This window comes from Arthrobacter sp. P1_B4 (assembly GCF_056406555.1).
Map to the genome: position 1 here is coordinate 15,012 of NZ_JBFTZW010000002.1, position 20,067 is coordinate 35,078.

General features: G+C 65.9%; 23 protein-coding genes. 12 read left to right on the forward strand and 11 right to left on the reverse strand.

The window, feature by feature from the left end:
• Positions 1 to 20: 20 nt before the first annotated feature.
• The gene (locus AC1D1W_RS01320; RefSeq protein ID WP_243178242.1) at positions 21 to 839 is read right to left on the reverse strand and encodes a GAF domain-containing protein; all 819 of its coding nucleotides are present in this window, start codon (positions 837 to 839) and stop codon (positions 21 to 23) included.
• 501 nt (positions 840 to 1,340) lie between these two features.
• Between AC1D1W_RS01320 and AC1D1W_RS01325 the strand changes: the two genes are divergently transcribed.
• Both AC1D1W_RS01325 and AC1D1W_RS01330 read left to right on the forward strand, forming a co-directional pair.
• Positions 1,341 to 1,802 carry a hypothetical protein gene (locus AC1D1W_RS01325; RefSeq protein WP_476942740.1) on the forward strand — a complete coding sequence of 154 codons (462 nt, stop codon included), beginning with the start codon at positions 1,341 to 1,343 and terminating at the stop codon, positions 1,800 to 1,802.
• Positions 1,803 to 1,915: 113 nt separating this feature from the next.
• On the forward strand, positions 1,916 to 2,593 hold the full coding sequence (locus AC1D1W_RS01330; protein ID WP_476942741.1) for a M15 family metallopeptidase: 678 nt from the start codon (positions 1,916 to 1,918) through the stop codon (positions 2,591 to 2,593).
• A gap of 90 nt (positions 2,594 to 2,683) precedes the next feature.
• Here AC1D1W_RS01330 and AC1D1W_RS01335 read toward each other — a convergent pair whose 3' ends face one another.
• The 6 genes from AC1D1W_RS01335 to AC1D1W_RS01360 form a co-directional block, all read right to left on the reverse strand.
• Positions 2,684 to 2,920: a hypothetical protein gene (locus AC1D1W_RS01335; protein ID WP_028278144.1), complete on the reverse strand. Its 237-nt coding sequence runs from the start codon at positions 2,918 to 2,920 to the stop codon at positions 2,684 to 2,686.
• A gap of 281 nt (positions 2,921 to 3,201) precedes the next feature.
• Entirely contained in the window at positions 3,202 to 4,809 is a 1,608-nt protein-coding gene (locus AC1D1W_RS01340; protein WP_476942742.1) for a glycoside hydrolase family 32 protein, read from the reverse strand.
• Between the two features lie 124 nt (positions 4,810 to 4,933).
• Positions 4,934 to 6,532 carry a glycoside hydrolase family 68 protein gene (locus AC1D1W_RS01345; RefSeq protein WP_476942743.1) on the reverse strand — a complete coding sequence of 533 codons (1,599 nt, stop codon included), beginning with the start codon at positions 6,530 to 6,532 and terminating at the stop codon, positions 4,934 to 4,936.
• A 521-nt stretch (positions 6,533 to 7,053) separates the two neighbouring features.
• A complete protein-coding gene (locus AC1D1W_RS01350) occupies positions 7,054 to 7,302 on the reverse strand; it encodes a CDGSH iron-sulfur domain-containing protein (protein WP_243178237.1) in 249 nt (82 codons plus the stop codon).
• A gap of 30 nt (positions 7,303 to 7,332) precedes the next feature.
• Positions 7,333 to 8,388 carry an iron-containing redox enzyme family protein gene (locus AC1D1W_RS01355; RefSeq protein WP_476942744.1) on the reverse strand — a complete coding sequence of 352 codons (1,056 nt, stop codon included), beginning with the start codon at positions 8,386 to 8,388 and terminating at the stop codon, positions 7,333 to 7,335.
• A 744-nt stretch (positions 8,389 to 9,132) separates the two neighbouring features.
• On the reverse strand, positions 9,133 to 9,390 hold the full coding sequence (locus AC1D1W_RS01360; RefSeq protein ID WP_243178235.1) for a hypothetical protein: 258 nt from the start codon (positions 9,388 to 9,390) through the stop codon (positions 9,133 to 9,135).
• A 274-nt stretch (positions 9,391 to 9,664) separates the two neighbouring features.
• Between AC1D1W_RS01360 and AC1D1W_RS01365 the strand changes: the two genes are divergently transcribed.
• Complete coding sequence (locus AC1D1W_RS01365; protein ID WP_028278150.1) at positions 9,665 to 10,378, forward strand: TetR/AcrR family transcriptional regulator C-terminal domain-containing protein; 714 nt, start codon at positions 9,665 to 9,667, stop codon at positions 10,376 to 10,378.
• A gap of 34 nt (positions 10,379 to 10,412) precedes the next feature.
• Here AC1D1W_RS01365 and AC1D1W_RS01370 read toward each other — a convergent pair whose 3' ends face one another.
• Entirely contained in the window at positions 10,413 to 10,889 is a 477-nt protein-coding gene (locus tag AC1D1W_RS01370; RefSeq protein WP_476942745.1) for a DUF4188 domain-containing protein, read from the reverse strand.
• Positions 10,890 to 10,960: 71 nt separating this feature from the next.
• Here AC1D1W_RS01370 and AC1D1W_RS01375 point away from each other — a divergent pair, with 71 nt between their 5' ends.
• Positions 10,961 to 11,578 carry a MerR family transcriptional regulator gene (locus tag AC1D1W_RS01375; RefSeq protein WP_476942746.1) on the forward strand — a complete coding sequence of 206 codons (618 nt, stop codon included), beginning with the start codon at positions 10,961 to 10,963 and terminating at the stop codon, positions 11,576 to 11,578.
• On the opposite strand, the gene AC1D1W_RS01380 is transcribed toward AC1D1W_RS01375, so the two are convergent.
• The 3 genes from AC1D1W_RS01380 to AC1D1W_RS01390 form a co-directional block, all read right to left on the reverse strand.
• On the reverse strand, positions 11,575 to 12,060 hold the full coding sequence (locus AC1D1W_RS01380) for an N-acetyltransferase family protein (RefSeq protein WP_476942814.1): 486 nt from the start codon (positions 12,058 to 12,060) through the stop codon (positions 11,575 to 11,577). The genes AC1D1W_RS01375 and AC1D1W_RS01380 overlap by 4 nt on opposite strands.
• A 32-nt stretch (positions 12,061 to 12,092) precedes the next feature.
• Complete coding sequence (locus tag AC1D1W_RS01385) at positions 12,093 to 12,443, reverse strand: ArsR/SmtB family transcription factor (RefSeq protein WP_459383543.1); 351 nt, start codon at positions 12,441 to 12,443, stop codon at positions 12,093 to 12,095.
• Positions 12,444 to 12,561: 118 nt separating this feature from the next.
• Entirely contained in the window at positions 12,562 to 13,302 is a 741-nt protein-coding gene (locus AC1D1W_RS01390) for an aquaporin (RefSeq protein WP_476942747.1), read from the reverse strand.
• Positions 13,303 to 13,347: 45 nt separating this feature from the next.
• Between AC1D1W_RS01390 and AC1D1W_RS01395 the strand changes: the two genes are divergently transcribed.
• The 8 genes from AC1D1W_RS01395 to AC1D1W_RS01430 all read left to right on the forward strand — a co-directional run bounded on the left by AC1D1W_RS01395 (position 13,348) and on the right by AC1D1W_RS01430 (position 20,018).
• Positions 13,348 to 14,022, forward strand: a complete 675-nt coding sequence (locus AC1D1W_RS01395) for an arsenate reductase/protein-tyrosine-phosphatase family protein (RefSeq protein WP_476942748.1) — start codon at positions 13,348 to 13,350, stop codon at positions 14,020 to 14,022.
• Positions 14,023 to 14,185: 163 nt separating this feature from the next.
• On the forward strand, positions 14,186 to 14,608 hold the full coding sequence (locus tag AC1D1W_RS01400; protein WP_028278157.1) for an arsenate reductase ArsC: 423 nt from the start codon (positions 14,186 to 14,188) through the stop codon (positions 14,606 to 14,608).
• Positions 14,609 to 14,803: 195 nt separating this feature from the next.
• Positions 14,804 to 16,234, forward strand: a complete 1,431-nt coding sequence (locus AC1D1W_RS01405; protein WP_476942749.1) for an FAD-dependent oxidoreductase — start codon at positions 14,804 to 14,806, stop codon at positions 16,232 to 16,234.
• Positions 16,231 to 16,653: an arsenate-mycothiol transferase ArsC gene (locus AC1D1W_RS01410; protein ID WP_243178226.1), complete on the forward strand. Its 423-nt coding sequence runs from the start codon at positions 16,231 to 16,233 to the stop codon at positions 16,651 to 16,653. Before AC1D1W_RS01405 ends, AC1D1W_RS01410 begins: the two co-directional genes overlap by 4 nt.
• Before the next feature lie 3 nt (positions 16,654 to 16,656).
• Positions 16,657 to 17,874 (forward strand): MFS transporter, encoded by a 1,218-nt coding sequence (locus AC1D1W_RS01415; protein ID WP_243178225.1) that lies wholly within the window; start codon positions 16,657 to 16,659, stop codon positions 17,872 to 17,874.
• 81 nt (positions 17,875 to 17,955) lie between these two features.
• Entirely contained in the window at positions 17,956 to 18,498 is a 543-nt protein-coding gene (locus AC1D1W_RS01420) for a DinB family protein (RefSeq protein ID WP_243178224.1), read from the forward strand.
• A 69-nt stretch (positions 18,499 to 18,567) separates the two neighbouring features.
• Entirely contained in the window at positions 18,568 to 18,945 is a 378-nt protein-coding gene (locus AC1D1W_RS01425) for an ArsR/SmtB family transcription factor (protein WP_243178223.1), read from the forward strand.
• The gene (locus AC1D1W_RS01430) at positions 18,942 to 20,018 is read left to right on the forward strand and encodes a cation diffusion facilitator family transporter (protein WP_243178222.1); all 1,077 of its coding nucleotides are present in this window, start codon (positions 18,942 to 18,944) and stop codon (positions 20,016 to 20,018) included. Before AC1D1W_RS01425 ends, AC1D1W_RS01430 begins: the two co-directional genes overlap by 4 nt.
• The last annotated feature ends 49 nt before the right edge of the window (positions 20,019 to 20,067 follow it).

A 20,067-nucleotide genomic window follows, 5' to 3' on the forward strand; every position in this document is an offset into this window, starting at 1 on the left:
CGGCGCATGCCGGTGTCCGCCTACGCCGGAGTCCCCGTCCTGCGCCGCCGCCGACGGACGGGGGGCGTGTCTCCGCCGTGTGGCGCCGCGGCATAGGGACTGGGCTGGGGCACGTTCTGGCCCGGAACGGAATCGGGCACCAGGACGTGGACCGTGCCGCCGGATGATTCCCGCGCGGCTCCGCCTGCGACGCTGCGCAGGTAGTCAAGGGCGCCTTCTTCGCTGAACCCGTACTCCCGCACCAGCGTCCGCAGCGCCAGCCCGGCCAGTGCCCGGGAGAGCTGCGCCGAGGAGAGGTCTGCGCCGCCGCCGGACCTCAGCGCCAACTCCTGGACCAATCGCAGTGCACGGGAGATGTAGCGGGCCAGCCGAGCCGCTGCGATGATGTCTGCGCTGGTGAAGACGTGCGGCCACGCGGCGTACAGGTTCACGGCGGCATGGAAGACCGCTTGTGGTGCCAGTGGAACGGATACGAGGGACCGGACCCCGAAGGCTGCGGCGGCGCTGGCGTATCCGGGCCAGCGCCGCTCCAGGGAAGTGTCGCCCACGAACACATATTCGCCGGTTCGGACCGCCGTGCGGGCGGGCCCGTCGTCGAAGGAACGCTGCGCCTCGTCGGCGGCCCGTGCCGGTGCGCTGCCCGCGGTCAGCGTGAGTGCCTCCGCGGACCCGACCAGTGTCACTGCCCAGCTGATCCCACGGCCGGGACCACCGATGTCGTCGACAAACTCACTCACGGCTTCGCTGAGGAAGGCACCGACATCCGGGTCGTTGAAGTGCAGCTCCCAGAAGGAGGCATAACGATCCTGCCGGCCGTCTCTTGCAATTCCTTGGGTCATGTTCCACGCTCGAGATCAAAGCACGCAGCTCACTGCTGAACCGATGAAAACAGCATACGTCCGGGCGGACACCGCCGCGCCTCCCATTTGTCAGAGCCAGGGCCTCTGTCGCATTGGTATGGTTCCGGGCTGTCCCGGCGACCTGTTTCGATGAACTGTTCCTCAGCTGTTCCGGCAGCTGTTCCGCTGAGCTGTTCCCGTGACAGCGGGAAATCCGCTTCAGCGCCGCGGCGGCCCAGGGAGGCATTCAACATCCGCCCTGGACCGCCCGCCCCGGCTTCAACACCAGTCGCGGAGGACCCGTCCCGCCGTGGCACAACCATTAATACCCGCGTTCCGCCGGTCCCAAAAGGGCCTTTGGGCCCGTGCGGGTCGGCAGGGCACTACCGCCCATTTCACCCCCGGCGGATGAGGTCCGCACCCGCGTCCGGGCAGACGATGGATATGCCCTTCGATGCCCCACTGCTCGGGGGCGATCCCAGCTGGGAGAGGAGCCCTCAAATGTCAAGACCGCACGCAATCACCGTGGGATCCATCGCGCTTGCGACCGCCTTCGTACTGCTCACCGGATGCAGCCCCGCGAGTCCGCCGGCTGCCACCCCAAGCCCCACCGCGGCCATCTCGAGCCCGCCTGCGAGCGTGTCGGAAATCTGCGCTGCTGCCGATGCCCATGCCGCGGCCCTGGCGAATTTCAAGGCCATGCTCAAGCCGGACGCCACAATCGAGCAGGTGCGCGCGGCCCAAGACCAAGTCTCCAAGACCTACGAAGAGCTGGCCAAGGCAAGCGAGAACCTCGCCCAGCAACGGGCGGAGGCGGTGATGGCCGCCGAAGCCAAGTTCAATGCCGCCGTCGCCGCGGTGCCTGACAACGCCACGTTGACTCAAGCAGCTGATTCCCTCCGGGACGAAGCCTCCAACGTCGAGGCCGCGATCCGGGACCTCAGGACCGAGGTCAAGTGCTGACGGTCCCGTGCGGACCGCCGTGGGCGCGTAGTTGTTCCGGATCCCTCTCGACCACGGACCCTGCAGGCCGGTAGAGTTCCCGAATCTGTTCCGGACACTTCTAGGAGGCCACCGTGCTTAGAGGAATCAGCAGGATGACGGGTGCTGTGGCAGGGCTGGTGCTTTCGCTCGGCATGATCGCACCGTCCGTGACGGCAGTGGCCGCGGCGGGCTACGACTTTGATTCTGCCTCCAGCCTGCAGGTGGTGGTCAACAAGCACCGGCAGCTGAACCCGGCCGCTTATGTACCGGGGCAGCTGGTCAGGGTCCAAGCGGAACGGTTGCGGGCGCCGGCCGCGGACGCCTACAAGCAGTTTGCCAAAGCCGCCAAGGCGGCCGGCGTGAACGTCATGCCGATCAGCGGCTACCGTTCGTTCAGCGAGCAGGCCAGCCTCTATGACAGCTACGTGCGCCAGTACGGACAGGCGACGGCGGACACCCTTGCTGCCCGGCCCGGCTACAGCGAACACCAGACCGGCCTGGCGATGGACATCGGCAATGCCAGCGGAACCTGCGCCCTGCAAGCCTGCTTCGCCAATACCCCGGCAGGGCGGTGGGCGGCCGAGCACGGCTGGGAGTACGGATTCATCATCCGATATCCGGCCGGGGCCGAGGCCACTACCGGCTACACCTACGAGCCATGGCATCTGCGCTATGTGGGAAAGGTTATCGCCGAGGATATGCAAAGCACCGGGATTGCCACCCTTGAGAAGTACTTCGGTCTGGAAGCGGCGCCCGATTATCTCCAATAGAGGGTTCTCTTTCCCGTCGCGGCCGATTGGGCGCCAAGGACAGCTCGCCCACGCAGGACCCCCCGGAGACGGGGTTAGGGTTGGGCGGAATCAAAGAAAGCGGTCATCCGAAAGGCCGCCGGCGGCTTCGCGTGCCTTGCCCTGGATGAACTCCCTGTCCTCGTCGCTAAGCACGGCTTCGCCATGGGTGTCGATGTCGGCGTTTTCGCCCGTTTCCTTGTTGAAAATTGCCGTCAGGGTGCGGGGCAGCACCATGCATCCAGGGTTGTCCATCAGCCACTGCTGGGTGGTCGGATCGAGCCGGTTCCATTGTTCCTTGATGTGCATGTTAGTCACTGCTGCCTCTCAGGCATCGGTTCAACGAAAAACCTGTCGGGCTTTTGCTGACAGGGGAATACGTGCGATGCCATCGGGCTGACTGGATATTGACCGCCGATGCTGACAACCCTACGTGTTCCAGGTTCGAATGAACCGTCCGTCAACATGACAAAACTAAAAACTCGTACCCTCGTTCCCATGGAACCTGGCCCAGGCCTCTTGCCGGTAGCGATAGAGCGGAATTTCATCTCATCGACGTGGATCTCTGTGATCCTCCAAACGGGTGCTGGTCAGTGTGTGGCGGCCAGCTGCCTGGAGCTGAAGGACTTCAGCGTCAGCGTGCCCCCCGCCGTGACGGCCTTGATGTTCGGCGTCCCCGCGGTGGGGAAGACCAGTGACGTCATGGTCTTTTCTCCGCCGTTGATGAAAACCTCCACCGAGCTGTAGTCGACGAAAATCGACAGCTCCACTTTCCCGTCTCGCGCTGGGCTGACTGCCCGCCGCGATGCCCGGTAGTCCGGACTGAGTTCGGCCTTGCCGGTGGCGGCAGCGTCGGACTCCCGGGAGATGAATGCTGACTCGGTGGCGAAGTCGTATCCGACGGTGGCGAACGTGCCCCCGTCGCTTTCGAGTTCGATCCTGGCAACGGAACCGTCGTCCTGCGCTGTCCGCTCAAGAGTCACATCGAGCCGGTACGCCCCGCCTTCCGGGACCGGCAGTTGTCCTGCGCCATCCGGTGTCAGTCGACGTTCCCCGGTGGTTGCCGCCGGGCCTTCAAGGGCCTTCATGGCGGTCGTGGGGCTCGACACCAGCGTTGGCTTTCCGGCGATTGTCTCCAGTCGTATGTCCCTCACTATGGAGTCGGCTCCGCCGTGCCAGTCCTGAGTGGGCAACTGCCGGGCGTATTGCCAGTTGTTCATCCACCCGATGGCGTGCCGCGAGGACATCCGCTGGCTTTCGGTGAGCCTGGGATCATCCCACGTCACGGCGGCGTAGAAGTCGGAGCCGGCGTCGAGCCACTGGTGCGGCCCGTCAGACGGGGTGAATCGGGTTCCGTCCCATTCGCCAGTCCAGTAGGCGACGCCCGTGGTGAAGCCCTCTTCGCTCCCGTTGGCGCTGGCGGCAAGGACCCAGGTCCGTTTGGCTGGATCACCGTCGAGATCCAGCTGGAAGAGGTCCGGGCATTCCAGGACGCCCAGACCTTTGCGTTCGATGCCCGAGGCGTAGTGCCAATTCTTCAGGTCCGGCGAGGTATACATGCCGATTTTGCTGCCTTCGGCCAGGGCCATCACCCATTGGCCGTGGGCTTCATCGCGGATGATCTTAGGGTCCCGCCAGTCCGGTTCGCCAGGATTTTCCATGACCGGATTCTCCGCATAGGCGGTGAATGAGTATCCGTGGTCGGTGGAGTAGAACAAGGATTGGCGCTGGATGCCCTGGTCCTGCTGCGTCATGACCGCGATGACGGCTCCCTTGCCGAAGCCGGCCGAATTGTCGTGGTCCACCACGGCGCTTCCGGTCTCGATGTCGCCCAGCCCGTTTTTGTACTTGGTGATCGCCACTCCCTCCTCCTTCCAGTGCACCAGGTCCGTGCTGGTTAGGTGGTACCACTCGGTGCCGTTCTCCTTCGGGTACCCGGCGTTGTAGAGGTAGTAGTAGTGCCACACGCCGTCGAGCAGGATGGGACGCTGCGGATCATTCATCCAGTTCTTCCCGGGCGTTATGTGATAGCTCGGCCGGAACTCGGATGCCCCCTCGGGCCGGTCGAAGGCTGACTGCGCCTGCCCGGCGTGGCTCTGGGAACCCGGGCGGGATCCCGGCGATGGGACCAGCGCCACTGCGATCAGAACGGCCGCGGCCGCGGCGGCCACTATCCAGATCGTCCAATGGTTTTTCATGATTCAACATTCCTGATCTTGGTGGAAGCCATCCCGCCCATCTATGGCCCGTCGGCCTGGGGCCTGCAGTGGGACGGAAGCACCCGGGATTCCGGGCGCTTCCGCCTCATGACTGCCTACTGCACTACTTGTAGAGGCCGGCACCGCCGACGTTGAGGTTCGTGGGCAGGTACCCGAACGGGCCCAGACCGTTCTGGCCGAAAGTGCGGTCAACGGCCGAAACTCCGTTGCGGAAGTTGATCTTCACGGTGGGCGAGAGGGAACCGCCGCGTACACCGTTCACGTTGTCGATAAAGGACTGCACCAGCCCGCCCGGCTGAACGTAGTGCGAGTAGGCCTGGAACTGGCGGCCGTTCTGGCGGGGGTCCGGTCCTTCGGGGGCATTGGCCGGCATGTTCAGGTCCGTGGGGGATGCCAGCGTCAGGCCGCTGTTGTTCATGGGCTGGTAGTCGGAACGGACGCCGTCGCCAACAAAGCCGTACACGCCGTCGGGGCCGCGCATTCCATCCGCATAGGTGAACTGGTGGCTGATGGTGAACAGGTAGTACTTGTTCTTGCCGCCCTCGTTCTGGATGAAGATCTGCGGACGCTCGGTCTGGTCGTTGACGCAGTTGGCGGACAGGACCGGCGGCAGGAAGTGCCACTTGGTCAGGTCTTTGTTGTCCGCCACGGCCAGGCCCACGTTGGCGGTCTGGAACCATGCACCGGTGGTGGCGTTGACGGTGTTCGCGGATTCGGCGCGGGGGTCCCCGGGCTGGTAGCCCAGGTCCTGGTCCGTGCACTTGTAATCGCCCCGCTGGCCACCGGTGTTGCCTTCGAAGACCATGAAGGTCTTGCCCGGGTGCGCCGGGTCTGCGAACGTGTAGGGGTCCCGGAAGGCGAACCCTGGGTTCTGGGCCTTGTTCTGGTACATGACGCCGTCCGGCTCAAGGAGTTTGGTGTGCTCGAAGCCGTCGAAGCTCACGCCGTTCTTGTCAGCGTGGATGTTGCCCAGCGCCTTGGCAATCACGGCATCCGGGGCGATTCCGCCGCCGCCGGCGTTGCGCTCGGCAACGTCGTAGAACGTCGTTGCGGTGTAGAAGACGTTGACGTGGTTCCCCTGCATGAGGCGGGTCGAACCGGACCATTCGGTGTTGCCGACGGAGGTGTTGTCCAGGAACAGGTGTCCGCCGTAGTTCCACTTGTCCTTGGCCGGATCGGCGTTGGTCTTGCGGAAGAAATAGCCGATCCGGGCGTTCCAGTGCCGCTGGTCGAAGCCGTAGCCGGCGTGGCGGTCGGCAACGAGTGAGAAGATCACGTCCCAGCCCTTGTAGCTGATCTGGTTTGCGTTCTCATCGGTCAGGGACCAAGTGTCCCAAACCCAGACGTCGTCGTTCATGGCCGGGAAGTCCTGGGGGATTTCCGGCATGGTGACGTTCGGGCTCATGGAGTTCTGGCCCGGGGTTACGCTTGTGCTGCTTTGGGCCATAATCTGCTTGGCATCGGCACGCGTCCACTTGGAGGTGAAGGCCGCGGCCGGATCTAACGCCTGCTGGGTGTGCTTCGTGGGCAGGGGGAAGCCGGGGGTCGGAGCCGGCATCTGGCCGCCGCTCGGCGGATCCGAGGGCGTGTTTGCCTGGGCTGACGGAACGGCAAGGAAGACGGAGGCCGCCACGGCCGCCGCCAGTGCCGCGGCGACAGAACGCCACCGCAGCTTCCGGTGTGTATTGGGGTGCTCGTGCATTTTTGCTCTTCTCGCGGAGTTGAGACCATTCGTGGAAGACGGGCATATGCCCTCATTCCCCGAAACTCCGGCAGCCCCGATGACACCACAGGCGTCATCGAGGACGCCATCGTGTCGAGGGGACGGGACCTCGGTAGGGCCCCGTCAGTGGCCCGGGAGGGTGCTGACCTCCTGGACGTTCATCACCGTAGACAGTGCCGGCGAGGATTCAAAACCACATTTCAGACACCAAAACGGCTCACACCCCGGTCGATGTAAGCGCTTGCACAATCTCTCCGCGCGCGTGCCACGACTCTAAGATTCAGTCAAATATTTCCTAAAAAATATGCTTTCTTTTTCACGTCGCCCGCCGTTTACCCGTTCGTTGCCCCGCGGCCGTCCATCACCCAGCCCAGCACTGCTGAGTCCGACGCCGGCGCCTTGAGTAAGGCACCGGGCTGCCTAAAGCGTTGGTACTCCGGTCACCGGGGGCCACGAATCCGGCGATAGGTGCCACAGATCCCCAACCATTCCCGGGTGCCTCACGTCGCTTCTTTCGTCCCCGGGGTGGCGGGGAATTCGGTCCGGAACCCGATCAATTTGTGGGTGCCGTCGCAGTAGGGTTTGATCGCGGACGCGCCGCAGCGGCACAGGGCCACTGTTTTGCGCGTCCGCGGCACTGCTCCCCCGGACGGGGTGACGATCTCAAACTCACCGCGGACCAGGATCGGTCCGTCGGGACACATAACAATGGCGGCGTCGTTGGACGATTCTTGCGGGCTCTGGTTCATAGATGCTCCCTGGCTGGGTTCGTGCCCGGGTCAGACCCCGGCGGGGACGGGCGGCTTCAGCGACGACGTGCCGTTCTGCCACGCCCCGATGATGTGCGCGGTGAGCCGGGCGTCGATGGCAAGCGCCGCCGTCGCGCCGAACAGGACGTCCGGAAAAAGGTCCGGTTCTGCCTCCACGAGCCCTCCGGCGAGATCCCGGCCCGCGATTTGTTCGTGGACGGCGTCGGCTTCGACATGCTCGTCGAAGTACGCGGTCACATCGGCCCCGAGTCCGAGACGCCGGAAACCGTTGCCGTACTGCTGGTTCGGCCGGGAGGAGGTCATCTCATAAATCGCCAGATGCCCTGCGATGGCTCCCCGCAGTCTGCGGTTCAGCCCGAAAAGGGACATCATGTTGACCGCGGCGAGGGAGATGGCCGGGACGGCGTCCACATAAGCGCCGTAGACATCGTCCAGCCCCAGCCCTCGCATGGTCCGGGCGAAAAGTGCGCTGTGCATGCGGTCCGGGCGGCCTCCGCCGTACTCGTCAGCCTGGATCTCCACCAGTGCAGCCTTGGCCCGCCCGGTCAGCCTCGGGATCGCCCAGGTGTGCGGATCGGCTTCCTTGAGCTGATAGATCGATTTGTGGACCAGGAATTCACGGAGCTGCCCGAGGGTGGCCTTCTTCGCCACATGGCGGGACATGTCCGGTCCACCGTCCTGGCCCGCGAGCCCGAACAGAATGTCCGCCACCGCGTCGCTGTCCAGGCCGGCGGCAGGAGCAGGCTGGACTGATCCGGCGGACGAGCGGGCCGCAGACCGCAGCGCCAGCTCGAAGGGTTCCTCCAGCAGCTGCCGGAGTGTGACCAGCCCGGGGTTCCATTCCCAGCGGTCGTCCACCCCGTCCAGGCCGCCGTAATGCAGCTCGTAGAGGCAGAACAGGGTCAATTGCACATCGCCGTCGTCGATGARGTCATCGGCGAGTGCCAGCTGCCCCTCGGTGAGATCGAGCAGCGTGCCCTGGGCTGCGGAATCAGCTCCGGTCCCGTCGGCCAGAAGCCGGAACAGGGCGCCGCTTATGGGTCCGCGCGCGTCAGGGATCTTCATGTTTTTCTCCTACGTGGGCCTCAGCGATACTGGCTGCGGCCGGTGAAAGTGCGTCGATGCGGGTCCGGCGCGGGGTACTGGCCGGAGGGGCCCATGGGTGCAGCCCCTTAGCTGTTGCCGGTGTAGACGAGGCTGTCCGGGTCGACTTCGTTCGCCGGGGCATCCGCGAGTCCCTGCGGGGACAGATCCATGTCCATCAGCGCGGGTCGTTGATTGTGGGCCGCGGAGGCTCCGGTGGTGGCAGTGCTGTGGTTGGAAACGGTGTGCCCCTAATACTTTGTTGGATACAGGCCCCGGAGGGTGCTGCCTGTCACGGGCGGGGTATTTCCATCTGGAACCCGCACCGGCACCGGAGAACGCGCGTCCGAAGATAGTCGCCCAGAACATCCGGGCTCCCGGCGTGTGTGGAAACCGCCCGGTGGGCACTTCGCCGCTCGGGGTCCACTGCGGACATCGGCTCCTGGCAGTGGCGGTAGGCGTCCTCCCGGTGCATGGCGCCGCCGCTGTTCCCGTTCCGCGCCGGGATGATTGCGAGAAACGCCGCAGTCGTTGCTACCACGTGCGAGCTGCCGCAGTTGGTGCAGCTGATGGCGGCCGCGAGGGTTTCCTGCTGCGGATTCAAGGTGGCGACAGAGTCCAGGAGCAGGTGCCGGTCGGTCTCACATGTCGCACACCAAGGCCGGCGCCCTCGGGGCTGGTGGGCATCCCGGGGCAAGTACGTGCTGGACGTGATTGTCATCCGGGTCAGACCAGGCCGGGGTAGCTGGCCAGGATGTAGTCCGCCGCGGCTGGTCCTTTCATGCGGAGGCCGTTGCGCTTGGGATGGATCTGCTTTTCTTTCATTGCCGCCCAGAAGGCATCTTCGGTGCGGGGCGCGGTCTGGCGCAGGAAGCACCAGCTGGTGTAGAGCCCGTAAAGGCAGTCCCGGCCCAGGGCGTGGTCGGATGCAGGGTCCCGGGTGGTGGCTTCCTGCAGGAATTGGTCGTATTGGGAAGTTGCCATGAGTGGCTCGTTTCTTCGCGGTGCATTTTGTGCCGCCGTGTGGCTACAGCAGCTGAGCGTCAAGGCCATGCACGGGGCGATGAAGCAAGATCCCGCACTGCTGCGTCACCGCAGATCCGGGGATAAAGCGTTACTGGGCTGGCGGTCCACATCCTCCGGAAACCAGCCAATGCAACTTCTCTACAATGTAGACTGTAGGCGTAGACTACACATTAAGCAACCGGCTTTTCATCCCGGAAATGCAACCACTCTGTATCGACCCGAACGGAAAACCATGTCGCCCGAAGAGCACCCGGCGCCCCCTGCGGCTCCCGGCAAGAAAGCTCGCCTCAGCCGGGAGATTGTCCTGTCGACGGCACTGGCACTGGTGGACGCCGAAGGACTCGACGCCCTCACCATGCGCAGGCTCGGGCAGGAGCTCGGCCGGGACCCCATGAGTCTGTACCGCTACGCCGCCAACCGCGCAGCCCTGCTGGACGGCGTCTCAGAACTCGTGCTGGATGAACTGGCCATCATTCCCGATGATCCCGACTGGCAGTCGCAGCTCCGGCGCATTGCCCACGACCTGCGGCTCCTGGCGCTCCGGCACCCCAACGTCGTGCCCCTCCTCGTGACCCGCCCCCTGTCAACGCCCCTGGGCCTGCGGCCGCTGGGAACATTGCGTCCGCTGGAGCAGATCCTGTCCCTGCTGATCGACGCCGGATTCGCCCCCGTTGACGCATTGCACGTCTACCGCGCCTACTACGGATACCTCTACGGGCACATCCTCAACGAACTGCAGGAATTCGTCGTCGACCCCGAGGAAAACGAGGCCCTTCTCCGGCTGGGCCTGCACCGCCTGCCGCCGAAAGACTTCCCCCGACTCCGCGCCCTCGCCCCGGTCCTCGCCGACTACGACGGGATGGCCGAACTGGATGAGGGGATAACCATCCTGCTCTCGGGGCTCGCGGCGCGCCTCCCGCTGCCGGACTCCCCGACCGAACCCTGATCCGGAATTTCCCCTTGGAAAGGCACCGGGCATCTCAGCCCGGGTTGGACAGCCGGTCCTTCGCCTGATGGCTTCCGGGCCCCACGGGCAGAAGCTCTGTGGCCTGCGCGAGACCTTCGGTAGGCATAGAGACATACATGCTCTCGGCCCTGCTTACCTGGAAGGTCTCATGCCAGATGCCGACAGCTTTTGGGGCCTTCCTTGCCTGGCGGTTGAAGGCAGCCCAGGCGGGTCTGTGCTCGGACTGGGGCGCGCTGGCGTAGGCATACAGCTTGTCCACCGAGTCCCAGTACTGCACAATGACCGGCCCGCCGGCTCCGAGGGCAAACCGGCAACCAAGGAGGCCCGACCCCGGCTCCCGGAAGAGTTCGGTCAGCATCCGGGGCATCGCAAGGAACACCGGCAGCCAGAGATCCGGACGCCAGGGGCTGTTGATGCGCATGCCGATGAGGAAGACCACCAAATCACCGGAATGGCGGTGAGTGAAACGTCCAGCATTGATGCGTGCCATACTTTTCTCCTAACTGGATATCGCTACTCCCCAATATTGGCGAGTGCGACTATCCAAGTCAAGGAGAAACTTTGCGCATCTCACAGCTGGCCGCCGCTACTGAGATTCCGGTGGCCACCATCAAGTACTACCTTCGGGAGAAATTGCTTCATGAGGGCGTACTGACGTCCGCGACGCAGGCCCGCTACGACGACTCGCATGTTCGGCGGCTGAAGCTCATCCGGGCACTCATTGGAACCGCCGGGCTCAGCATCAGCGCCACCCGCCAGGTACTGCTTGGCCTGGAGAACCCGCCGGAGTCAGGCCACGACCTGCTCGGAATTGCGCACCACGCGGTCACTCGGACCGCACCGGACGACGTCGATCTCTCCCCGGCACAGCGGCTCCTGGACCGCTGGGGATGGGGCGCAGAGACATGCGACCGCGATGCTCAGGCCGCCCTGGTGGAGGCCCTGCAGGGGCTCTCAGATGCCGGGTTCGATGCGCCGGCCGCGCTCTTGGACCGCTACGCCGCGGCAATGCGGGACATCGCGGCGGCCGACGTCGAAAGTGTCCCCACGGATTCGGCCGAGGCCGCCATGAGGCACGTGGTTCTTGGGACACTCCTGATGGAACCGGTACTCCTGGCCATGCGCCGGCTTGCCCAGCAAAGCGCATCCTTCCAGCGGTTTGGCGAGGCGGAGTCCTAGACGACCGGGGAGCGCCGCTCGATCAGCACCGTATCCCGCCATTGCCCCTCGCTGGGGCCGTAGCTCATGCGGGCAATGCGGTTCCGCCGGCCGACGACGGCAAATCCGTTCGCGAGGTGGAGCTTCAGGCTTGCTTCGTTTTCGGGGAAGACACTGGCCTGGATCGTCCAGATCCCGCACCGTTCGGTCGATGCGGCCAAGGCCTGAAGCAGCGCAGCCCCGACTCCCTTGCCGCGGGCTTCCGCGGCGACGTAGACGGAGTGTTCGACCACGCCGGCATAAACGGGCCGCGCCGACACCGCGGAGACAGCCGCCCAGCCAAGGGTCCCGCCCTCGGGAGCCTCGGCGACGAGGCGGTGCGCGGGAAGCCGGGAACTGGTGAAGCGTTCCCAGTCCGGCACTTCCGCCTCAAAGGTGGCGTGGCCGGTGGCGATTCCTTCGCGGTAGATTCCCCGGACGGCCGGCCAGTCGTCCTCGCGCATGGAGCGGATCGTCACCGCGGACTGTTGCGCGGTCACAGCGTCGCCAGGAGCCCGGCCGTCTGCTCGAGCGCCCCGGGCACCAGGGAGTAGTAGGCCCACGTGCCGCGCTTTTCACGGTGCAGCAGCCCGGCCTCGACCAGGACCTTCAGGTGGTGGGAGACCGTGGGCTGGCCCAGGTCCAGCGGCTCGGTGAGGTCGCAGACGCATGCCTCCCCTGACTCGCCGGCCTTGACGATGGAGAGCAGCCGGAGCCGGTTCGGGTCGGCCAGCGCCTTGAAAACCAGGGCCCTCTGCTGGGCTTCCTCGGCACCCAGGGCAGGGGGCCCTGCCGGGGTGCAGCAGGATTCATCCGTGGCCGGCTCGAGTACAGGCAACAATTTCATGTACCCATTATGCCCTGATATTGATAGACATCAATGTATTGGAGCGGGGGCACGGGTCGGAAGCGTCCCCGGCGCAGATCTGCTTTGGGTGGGGGCGGCATTGTTCGGCCGGCCAAGGCTAGGAGCGGGCCGTTTCGGCACTGTGCGCCAGGACGACGCCGTCCGCGGTGCGGGCCGCGGAGGGGAACAGGATGAGGAGAAGGCCAATTCCTATTTCTGCGCCGATCAGCTGCGCCAGAACGTAGCCGGGAACTGAGGCCGGTGCGATGCCGGCGAAGGTGTCGCTGAAGATGCGGCCCACCGTCACTGCCGGATTCGCGAACGAGGTCGAGGACGTGAACCAGTACGCGGCTCCGATGTAGGCGCCCACCGCCGGCGCGGCAAGGACGCCGCGGGAGGTGGCAGCCAAGGCGAAGATCAGCAGGACCAGCCCCGCAGTGGCGACTACTTCACCCAGGAGATGCCCCGGTGTTGCGCGCTCCTTGGACGAGATGGAGGTGCCCACCTCAAACATGGCGTTCGCGACCATACTGCCGCTGACCGCACCCACGGCCTGGGCAACCACATAGGTGCCCAGCTCCGGCAGGGTCAAGCCGGTACCGGCGCGTCGGCCCAGGATCCAGTCGGCGAGGGATACCACGGGGTTGAAATGCGCGCCGCTCACAGGCCCGAGCATCAGGATCAGCACCGTCAACCCCAGCACTGTGGCGGTGCTGTTCTGCAGCAGCTGCAGGCCAACGTCACTGGGTGAGAGCTGCTGCGCGGCGATCCCGGAGCCGACGACGATGGCCACGAGCAGGCTGGTACCGAGCAGTTCGGCGATGGCGCGGCGCCACAGCGGCGGCTGGTTGGAAGTCATGGCAACAGCTTGATCCAAAGAACTACGTCAGTCAAAATTGAACCAATGAATATTGAGGCAGCAGAAGGCTTTCGGGTGCGGGTAGCCAAGCACGCAGCCCTCGGCGATCCTGCGCGGCTGCGCATCGTTGATCTGCTGACCCTCGGGGACTTCTCCCCGACGGAGCTGCAGGCCGAGCTGGGGATGCCGTCGAATCTGCTGTCCCACCATCTGCGCACGCTGGAAGATGCCGGGCTGGCAACCCGGCACCGCTCCGAAGCCGACAGGCGCCGCAGCTATATCCGGCTTGCTGCCGGCGCCCTGGAGGGCCTGGTGCCGGGGGCCGAACACGGGGCGAGCCGCGTCCTGTTTGTCTGCACACGGAACAGCGCCAGGTCCCAGCTGGCCGCCGCTCTCTGGCAGCAGGTCAGTGAAATTCCCTCGACGTCGGCGGGAACGCGCCCCGCAGACCGCATCGCCCAAGGCGCTATCGACGTCGCCCGCCGTCATGGCCTGGACCTTGCGGACCTTCCCCCGCGCACCCTGATCCAGGTGGCAGACCAGGGCGACTTCATCGTGACCGTCTGCGACAAGGCCCACGAGGAACTGCCCGGACTGGGTGGAATCCACTGGTCCGTGCCGGACCCGCTGCGCCCGGGCACCAAAGAAGCTTTCGACATGGCGTTCAACGACATCACCCGCCGCATCAATGACCTTGCACCCCGCGTAACCGCCGTCTAGGTCCGTCGCAGAAATCCACCGACAGCCAATATTGACATTCATCAATCTATAGCCCGATACTCTCTATATCGATCATCATCAATGTTCGGTTGAGAGGTTCAAGCCGGGCGCAAGACTCCAGACTGTATCGCCCACTCACCTCATTGATTCCAGGAGAAACCCCGTGAGCACCGAAACCGCAAAGAAGCCGTCCGTCCTGTTCGTCTGCGTCCACAACGCCGGCCGTTCCCAGATGGCCGCAGCCTTCCTGACCACCCTCGGTGAGGGGCGGATCGAGGTCCGTTCCGCCGGCTCCCAGCCCGCCGACAAGGTCAACCCGGCCGCGGTCGAGGCCATGGCCGAACTCGGCATCGACATGTCCGCCGAAATCCCCAAGATCCTCACCACCGAGGCCGTGCAGGAATCCGACGTCGTGATCACGATGGGCTGCGGCGACGAATGCCCCTACTTCCCCGGCAAGCGCTACGAAGACTGGGTCCTGGAGGATCCGGCAGGCCAGGGCGTGGAAGCCGTACGCCCGATCCGCGACGAGATCAAGGGCCGCATCGAGGACCTGATCGAGTCCCTGACCCCTGCCGCCAAGTAAGGGGCAGCACCACACGTCTGACAGAGGACGGAGAGGGGGTGAGCTGAATGAACACCGGATGCTGCAGCGACGGATGCTGCGACGACGAGGATCAGGACTGCTGCTAACCCAACCCCGGCGCCTGCCGGCCCAACCCCGGCCGGCAGGGCCAACCGAAAACAACCGCAACACCACAACGGATGAAAGAGGACACCAATGGATTCAGCGAAGAACCTTCCCGTTGCCGTGATCGGCGCCGGCCCCGTGGGCCTGGCCGCCGCGGCCCACCTGATCGAACGCGGACTCGAACCGCTGATCTTCGAAGCCGGCCCCTCCGCCGGCGCCGCGATCGAGCAGTGGCGCCACATCCGGCTGTTCTCCCCGTGGCGGTTCAACATCGATGCCGCCGCCGTTCGCCTGCTCGGAGCCGCCGGCTGGGAGGCGCCCCGGCCCACCGCGCTGCCCTGCGGCGGGGAACTCATCGATCGGTACCTGGCCCCGCTGGCCGCGCTCCCGGCCATCAGCTCCCGGCTGCAGACCGGCGCCAGAGCCATCGCCGTCACCCGCACAGGCATGGACAAGACCCACACCCGTAACCGCGAGATCACACCGTTCGTCGTCCGCGTCGAGCACCAGGACGGGGAAACCCGCGACCACACCGTGGCCGGGGTCATTGACGCCTCCGGTACCTGGTCCACCCGCAACCCGCTGGGGACCTCCGGGCTTCCCGCCATCGGCGAGGACTCCGCCGCAGACCGGATCTCCTCGCCGCTCCCTGACGTCACGGGCCGTGACCGTGGCGCTTTCGCCGGACGCCGTGTCCTGGTCGTCGGCGCCGGCCACTCCGCCGCCAACACCCTGATCAGTCTCGCGGACCTGGCCAAGGACGAACCGGGCACCCGGATCCTCTGGGCGGTCCGCGGCGCGTCCGCCGAGAAAGTCTACGGCGGCGGCGACGCCGACGGGCTGCCCGCACGCGGCCAGCTCGGTGCCCGCCTGCGCCGCCTCGTCGAGGCCGGGACCATCGAACTGCATACCGGCTTCGGCATTGCTTCCCTCAAAGCCTTGGATTCCGGCGTGACTGTGGAATCCGTTGACGGACGCACCCTCGAGGCCGACGTCGTCGTCCCCTGCACGGGCTTCCGCCCGGACCTGGACATCCTGCGTGAGCTCCGCCTGAACCTTGACCCGGCCGTCGAAGCACCCGTGGAGCTCGGCCCGCTCATCGACCCGGAGTTCCACTCCTGCGGCACTGTTGCACCGCACGGCGCCAAGCTCCTGGCCCACCCGGACAAGGACTTCTACATCGTCGGCATGAAGTCCTACGGCCGTGCGCCAACCTTCCTGCTCGCCACCGGCTACGAACAGGTCCGCTCCGTCGCCGCCGCCCTGGCCGGCGACCGCGAGGCCGCGGACACCGTCCAGCTCGAACTCCCCGAAACCGGTGTCTGCTCCGCCGACGCTGGCACCAGCTGCGACGTTCCGGCGGTCGTCGCCGTCGCATCAGAGTCCTCGTGCTGCGCCGCTCCCGAGCCGGTGCTCGTCGGCTTCCCCACCGGACTGTCCCACGGACGCTCCGGCGAAGATCAACCGGCAGTATCACTGCTCCACGAACCCAGCCCAGAGAAGGAAGAATCAAACGCATGACCGAGACCACGAAAACGCCCAGCGTCCTGTTCGTCTGCAGCAAGAATGGCGGAAAGTCCCAGCTCGCCGCAGGTTTGATGAACCATCTCGCCGATGGGAGCGTCACGGTGCACTCCGCCGGGACCAAGCCCGGTCAGTCGCTGAACCCCCAGGCCGTGGAGTCTCTGAATGAACTCGGCATCGGCATCACCGGCGAATACCCCAAGCCCGTCACCGACGAGGCCCTGGACACGGCCGACGTCGTCATCGTCTTGGGCAACCAGGCTAAGGTCGAGCCCCGCGAGGGCCAGCGGCTCGAGTTCTGGGATACGGACGAGCCCTCCGAACGCGGCATCGAAGGCATGGAACGCATGCGCCTGGTCCGGGACGACATCAAGGCCCGGGTCCGGAAACTGCATGCGGAGCTGACCGGGGACTAGGCCATGCCCGCCCCGGCGTTGTCCCGGACAGTGGTCGCGGAGGGTGCACCGCGCGGCGGCCTGGCCGCGCTGTGTATCACCCAGACGACCGGGTGGGGCGTGCTCTACTACTCGTTGATCGCGGCGGTCCGGCCCATCAGCGAGGACACCGGCTGGGACCCGGCGCTAGTGACGGGAGCCTTTTCCGCCGGCCTGCTGGTCTCCGCTGCGGCCGGGATCGCCGTCGGCAGGAGGCTGGACAGGACCGGGCCGCGTGCGCTGATGATCGGCGGATCCCTGCTCGGAGTGCTGGCCCTGGTCGCGGTGGGACTGGCCCCTAATCTGCCAGTGTTCTTTGCGGCCTGGCTCGTCGCCGGGACCGCGCAGGCCACGGTGCTGTACCAGCCGGCCTTCACGGTGATCAGCCGCTGGTACGGACGCGCCCGGGTACGGCCTCTGACCGTCCTGACCCTTGTCGCCGGGTTCGCATCCACCATTTTCGCCCCGCTCACCGCAGCCCTGATATCCGCGTTCGGCTGGCGCGGCGCCTTCCTCATCCTCGCCGGGATCATGGGAATCATCTCCGTGCCGCTGCACGCCCGGTACCTGAACCGGAACTGGGCCCCGGCTGCCCCCGGAATCCCGGCCCCGGACCACCAGGTGATGGTGCGGGCCGTGCGGCGAAGCCCGGAATTCCTGGGTCTGCAGGCGCTGATGGTCCTGCTCTGCCTCGGGCTCTACACCGTGACGCTGAACATCATTCCGCTGCTCGTAGAGAAAGGCGCCGACTATGCCACGGCCGCGCTCGGGCTCGGTCTTGTGGGCGCCGGTCAGGTCGGCGGCCGGCTGCTGTTCGCAGCCATCCCGTCCGGCGCCCGGCTGCAGGTCATCGCCGGCACGGCGGCCTGCGCCGTCTTCCTGCTCGCGGCACTGCCCGGCCCGATGCCGGCGCTGATCGCGGCGGGTATGCTCGCCGGCGCGGTCCGCGGGTGCCAGACACTGCTGCAGGCCACCATCATGGCTGACCGCTGGGGAACCCAGAATCTTGGCACTTTGCAGGGACTGTTCGCGGCACCGCTCACAGCTGTCACGGCCGTCGCCCCGGCGGCGGGACCCGTGCTGGCCGCCTGGCTCGGGACATACACGGTCATGGCGTACGCCATGACCGCGGCAGCCGCCACGGCCGCCATTCTCGCCGCTGCCGGAGGCGTGCGGCAGCTCAGGCCCTCCAGAACCAGCTAAGAGACCCGCTGCCCCTGAGGCTGATAGACACGGGACATAATAAGGGCACGACTGAAGGCGTGAGACGGCGAAGGGCACATTGTGGAGCCGACGATGGACGAAATCCTGGCCGGGTACAGCCGCGCCCGCCGCCACCTCGACGCCCTGCTGCAGGACGCGGCGCCCAATGACCTCGGCCGCAAAAGTACGGGCACCCGCTGGACCAACGAGGAACTGCTCTTCCACATGGTCTTCGGCTACATGGTGGTCCGCGCCCTGCTTCCGCTGGTCCACGTCGTCAGCCGGCTCCCCCGCCCGGCGGGCCGGGCATTCGCTGCTGTCCTCAACGCGGGCACCGGTCCTTTTGATGTGGTGAACTACTGGGGTTCCCGGGCCGCCGCCCGCGTCTACAACAGGCGCAGGATGAGCCGGAAACTGGATAGAACCATCGCCGCGCTCTCCCGCCGGCTCGAACACGAGAACCCGCAGACCCTTGCCAGGTCAATGCCGTTTCCTGACAGGTGGGACCCCTTCTTCACGCCGCTGATGACACTCAGCGATGTCTACGCCTACCCCACGCTTCATTTCGACTTCCACGCCAGGCAGCTGAGCCTTCGGAATCCGGACGCACCGGAATCGTTCTGATGGCCACTAACGGTATCCCGTTGAGTCGGCCGTCTTGAGTGGAGCGTGGTTATATGTAAGTATCTGCGTATGAATGCAGATAACAAGGCTTGCACGCTCACCGCGGACAGCCAGTACGTCGAGCTGGCCGTGGAGGTGTTTGCCATGCTGGCTGACGCCACCCGCGTCAGGCTCATCCTGGCCCTGCGCCACGGTGAACTGCCCGTCAACGTACTGGCCGAAAAGGCCGGGAAATCGGCGGCCGCGGTCTCCCAGCATTTGGCCAAGATGCGGCTGGCGCGCATGGTCGCCACCCGCCAGGAAGGCACTAAGGTCTACTACCGCCTGCAGGACGGGCACGCCTGGCAGCTCGTGGCCGACGCCATCCACCAGGCCGAACACACCCTCGGCACGGCCCCGCATCACAGCACAGCCCCGCACAGCCTCACAAGGGAGGCCGGCGCATGAACCGGCCAATGCATCCCGGCCACGATGTCCACCCGCACCCGCACGGACATGCTAACGACGACGCCCATCACCACGACCACGGCCCGCACGGCCATGTCCACGCGACCGGGTTCAAGGGCTGGCTGCAGGAGCTCTTCGTGCCCCACTCCCATGACTCGGCCGACTCAATCGACTCCGTCCTGGAGACAAGTTCCCAAGGCATTCGCGCCGTCAAGGTCTCCCTGCTCGGACTGGGGGCCACGTCGCTGTTCCAGCTGGTCATCGTCCTCATCAGCGGCTCCGTGGCACTGCTGGCGGACACGGTCCACAATTTTTCCGATGCCCTGACCGCCGTTCCGCTGTGGATCGCCTTTCTGCTCGGACGCCGCCGCGCGACCCGGACGTACACCTACGGATTCGGCCGCGCCGAGGACCTCGCAGGGCTGTTCATCGTGGCGATGATCGCGCTCTCCGCCGTGGTGGCCGCCGTCGAATCCATCCGGCGTTTCTTTGAACCCCAACCCGTCCAGAACCTGGGCTGGGTGCTCACCGCCGGGCTCGTGGGCTTTGCCGGCAACGAACTAGTCGCGATCTACAGGATCCGCGTGGGACGGCGGATCGGGTCCGCCGCGCTCGTCGCCGATGGTATTCATGCCCGCACCGACGGCTTCACCTCGCTGGCCGTCGTCGCCGGAGTCATCGGCATATGGCTCGGATTTCCGCTTGCAGATCCGATCGTGGGCCTGCTCATCTCCGCAGCCATCGCCGTGCTCCTCTGGGGAACCATTCGCGACATCGGGCGCAGGCTGATGGACGGCGTGGACCCGAACCTTACGGAACGCCTGGCGGCGGTTGTCACTGCCCACGCCCCCGCGGGCGCAACATCCCGGCTGCGCTGGTCCGGCCACCGGCTTCACGTCGAGGTCTCCATCCCCCTGACCACGATCACCGACGTGGGCGAACTTGCCACAATCCACGACGAAATCGACCACGCCACCCGCCACGCACTCCCGAACGTGGGCTCCGTGACAACGGTCCCCACGTTCGGCCCGGCCGCGACGGCCGGACCACCGCCTCCCCCGAGCCGCGGATAACGGCGGCCTCGGAGGCCCTGATCCGCACCGGCCTCCACCGCCTCGAGCC

What these genes read in the sequence shown, in the direction of transcription:
- AC1D1W_RS01320 (WP_243178242.1), bottom strand. Translation starts at nt 839, where the DNA reads ATGACCCAAGGAATTGCAAGAGACGGCCGGCAGGATCGTTATGCCTCC.
- AC1D1W_RS01325 (WP_476942740.1), top strand. Translation starts at nt 1,341, where the DNA reads ATGTCAAGACCGCACGCAATCACCGTGGGATCCATCGCGCTTGCGACC.
- AC1D1W_RS01335 (WP_028278144.1), bottom strand. Translation starts at nt 2,920, where the DNA reads ATGCACATCAAGGAACAATGGAACCGGCTCGATCCGACCACCCAGCAG.
- AC1D1W_RS01340 (WP_476942742.1), bottom strand. Translation starts at nt 4,809, where the DNA reads ATGAAAAACCATTGGACGATCTGGATAGTGGCCGCCGCGGCCGCGGCC.
- AC1D1W_RS01345 (WP_476942743.1), bottom strand. Translation starts at nt 6,532, where the DNA reads ATGCACGAGCACCCCAATACACACCGGAAGCTGCGGTGGCGTTCTGTC.
- AC1D1W_RS01350 (WP_243178237.1), bottom strand. Translation starts at nt 7,302, where the DNA reads ATGAACCAGAGCCCGCAAGAATCGTCCAACGACGCCGCCATTGTTATG.
- AC1D1W_RS01360 (WP_243178235.1), bottom strand. Translation starts at nt 9,390, where the DNA reads ATGGCAACTTCCCAATACGACCAATTCCTGCAGGAAGCCACCACCCGG.
- AC1D1W_RS01365 (WP_028278150.1), top strand. Translation starts at nt 9,665, where the DNA reads ATGTCGCCCGAAGAGCACCCGGCGCCCCCTGCGGCTCCCGGCAAGAAA.
- AC1D1W_RS01370 (WP_476942745.1), bottom strand. Translation starts at nt 10,889, where the DNA reads ATGGCACGCATCAATGCTGGACGTTTCACTCACCGCCATTCCGGTGAT.
- AC1D1W_RS01380 (WP_476942814.1), bottom strand. Translation starts at nt 12,060, where the DNA reads ATGCGCGAGGACGACTGGCCGGCCGTCCGGGGAATCTACCGCGAAGGA.
- AC1D1W_RS01385 (WP_459383543.1), bottom strand. Translation starts at nt 12,443, where the DNA reads ATGAAATTGTTGCCTGTACTCGAGCCGGCCACGGATGAATCCTGCTGC.
- AC1D1W_RS01390 (WP_476942747.1), bottom strand. Translation starts at nt 13,302, where the DNA reads ATGACTTCCAACCAGCCGCCGCTGTGGCGCCGCGCCATCGCCGAACTG.
- AC1D1W_RS01395 (WP_476942748.1), top strand. Translation starts at nt 13,348, where the DNA reads ATGAATATTGAGGCAGCAGAAGGCTTTCGGGTGCGGGTAGCCAAGCAC.
- AC1D1W_RS01405 (WP_476942749.1), top strand. Translation starts at nt 14,804, where the DNA reads ATGGATTCAGCGAAGAACCTTCCCGTTGCCGTGATCGGCGCCGGCCCC.
- AC1D1W_RS01410 (WP_243178226.1), top strand. Translation starts at nt 16,231, where the DNA reads ATGACCGAGACCACGAAAACGCCCAGCGTCCTGTTCGTCTGCAGCAAG.
- AC1D1W_RS01415 (WP_243178225.1), top strand. Translation starts at nt 16,657, where the DNA reads ATGCCCGCCCCGGCGTTGTCCCGGACAGTGGTCGCGGAGGGTGCACCG.
- AC1D1W_RS01425 (WP_243178223.1), top strand. Translation starts at nt 18,568, where the DNA reads ATGAATGCAGATAACAAGGCTTGCACGCTCACCGCGGACAGCCAGTAC.
- AC1D1W_RS01430 (WP_243178222.1), top strand. Translation starts at nt 18,942, where the DNA reads ATGAACCGGCCAATGCATCCCGGCCACGATGTCCACCCGCACCCGCAC.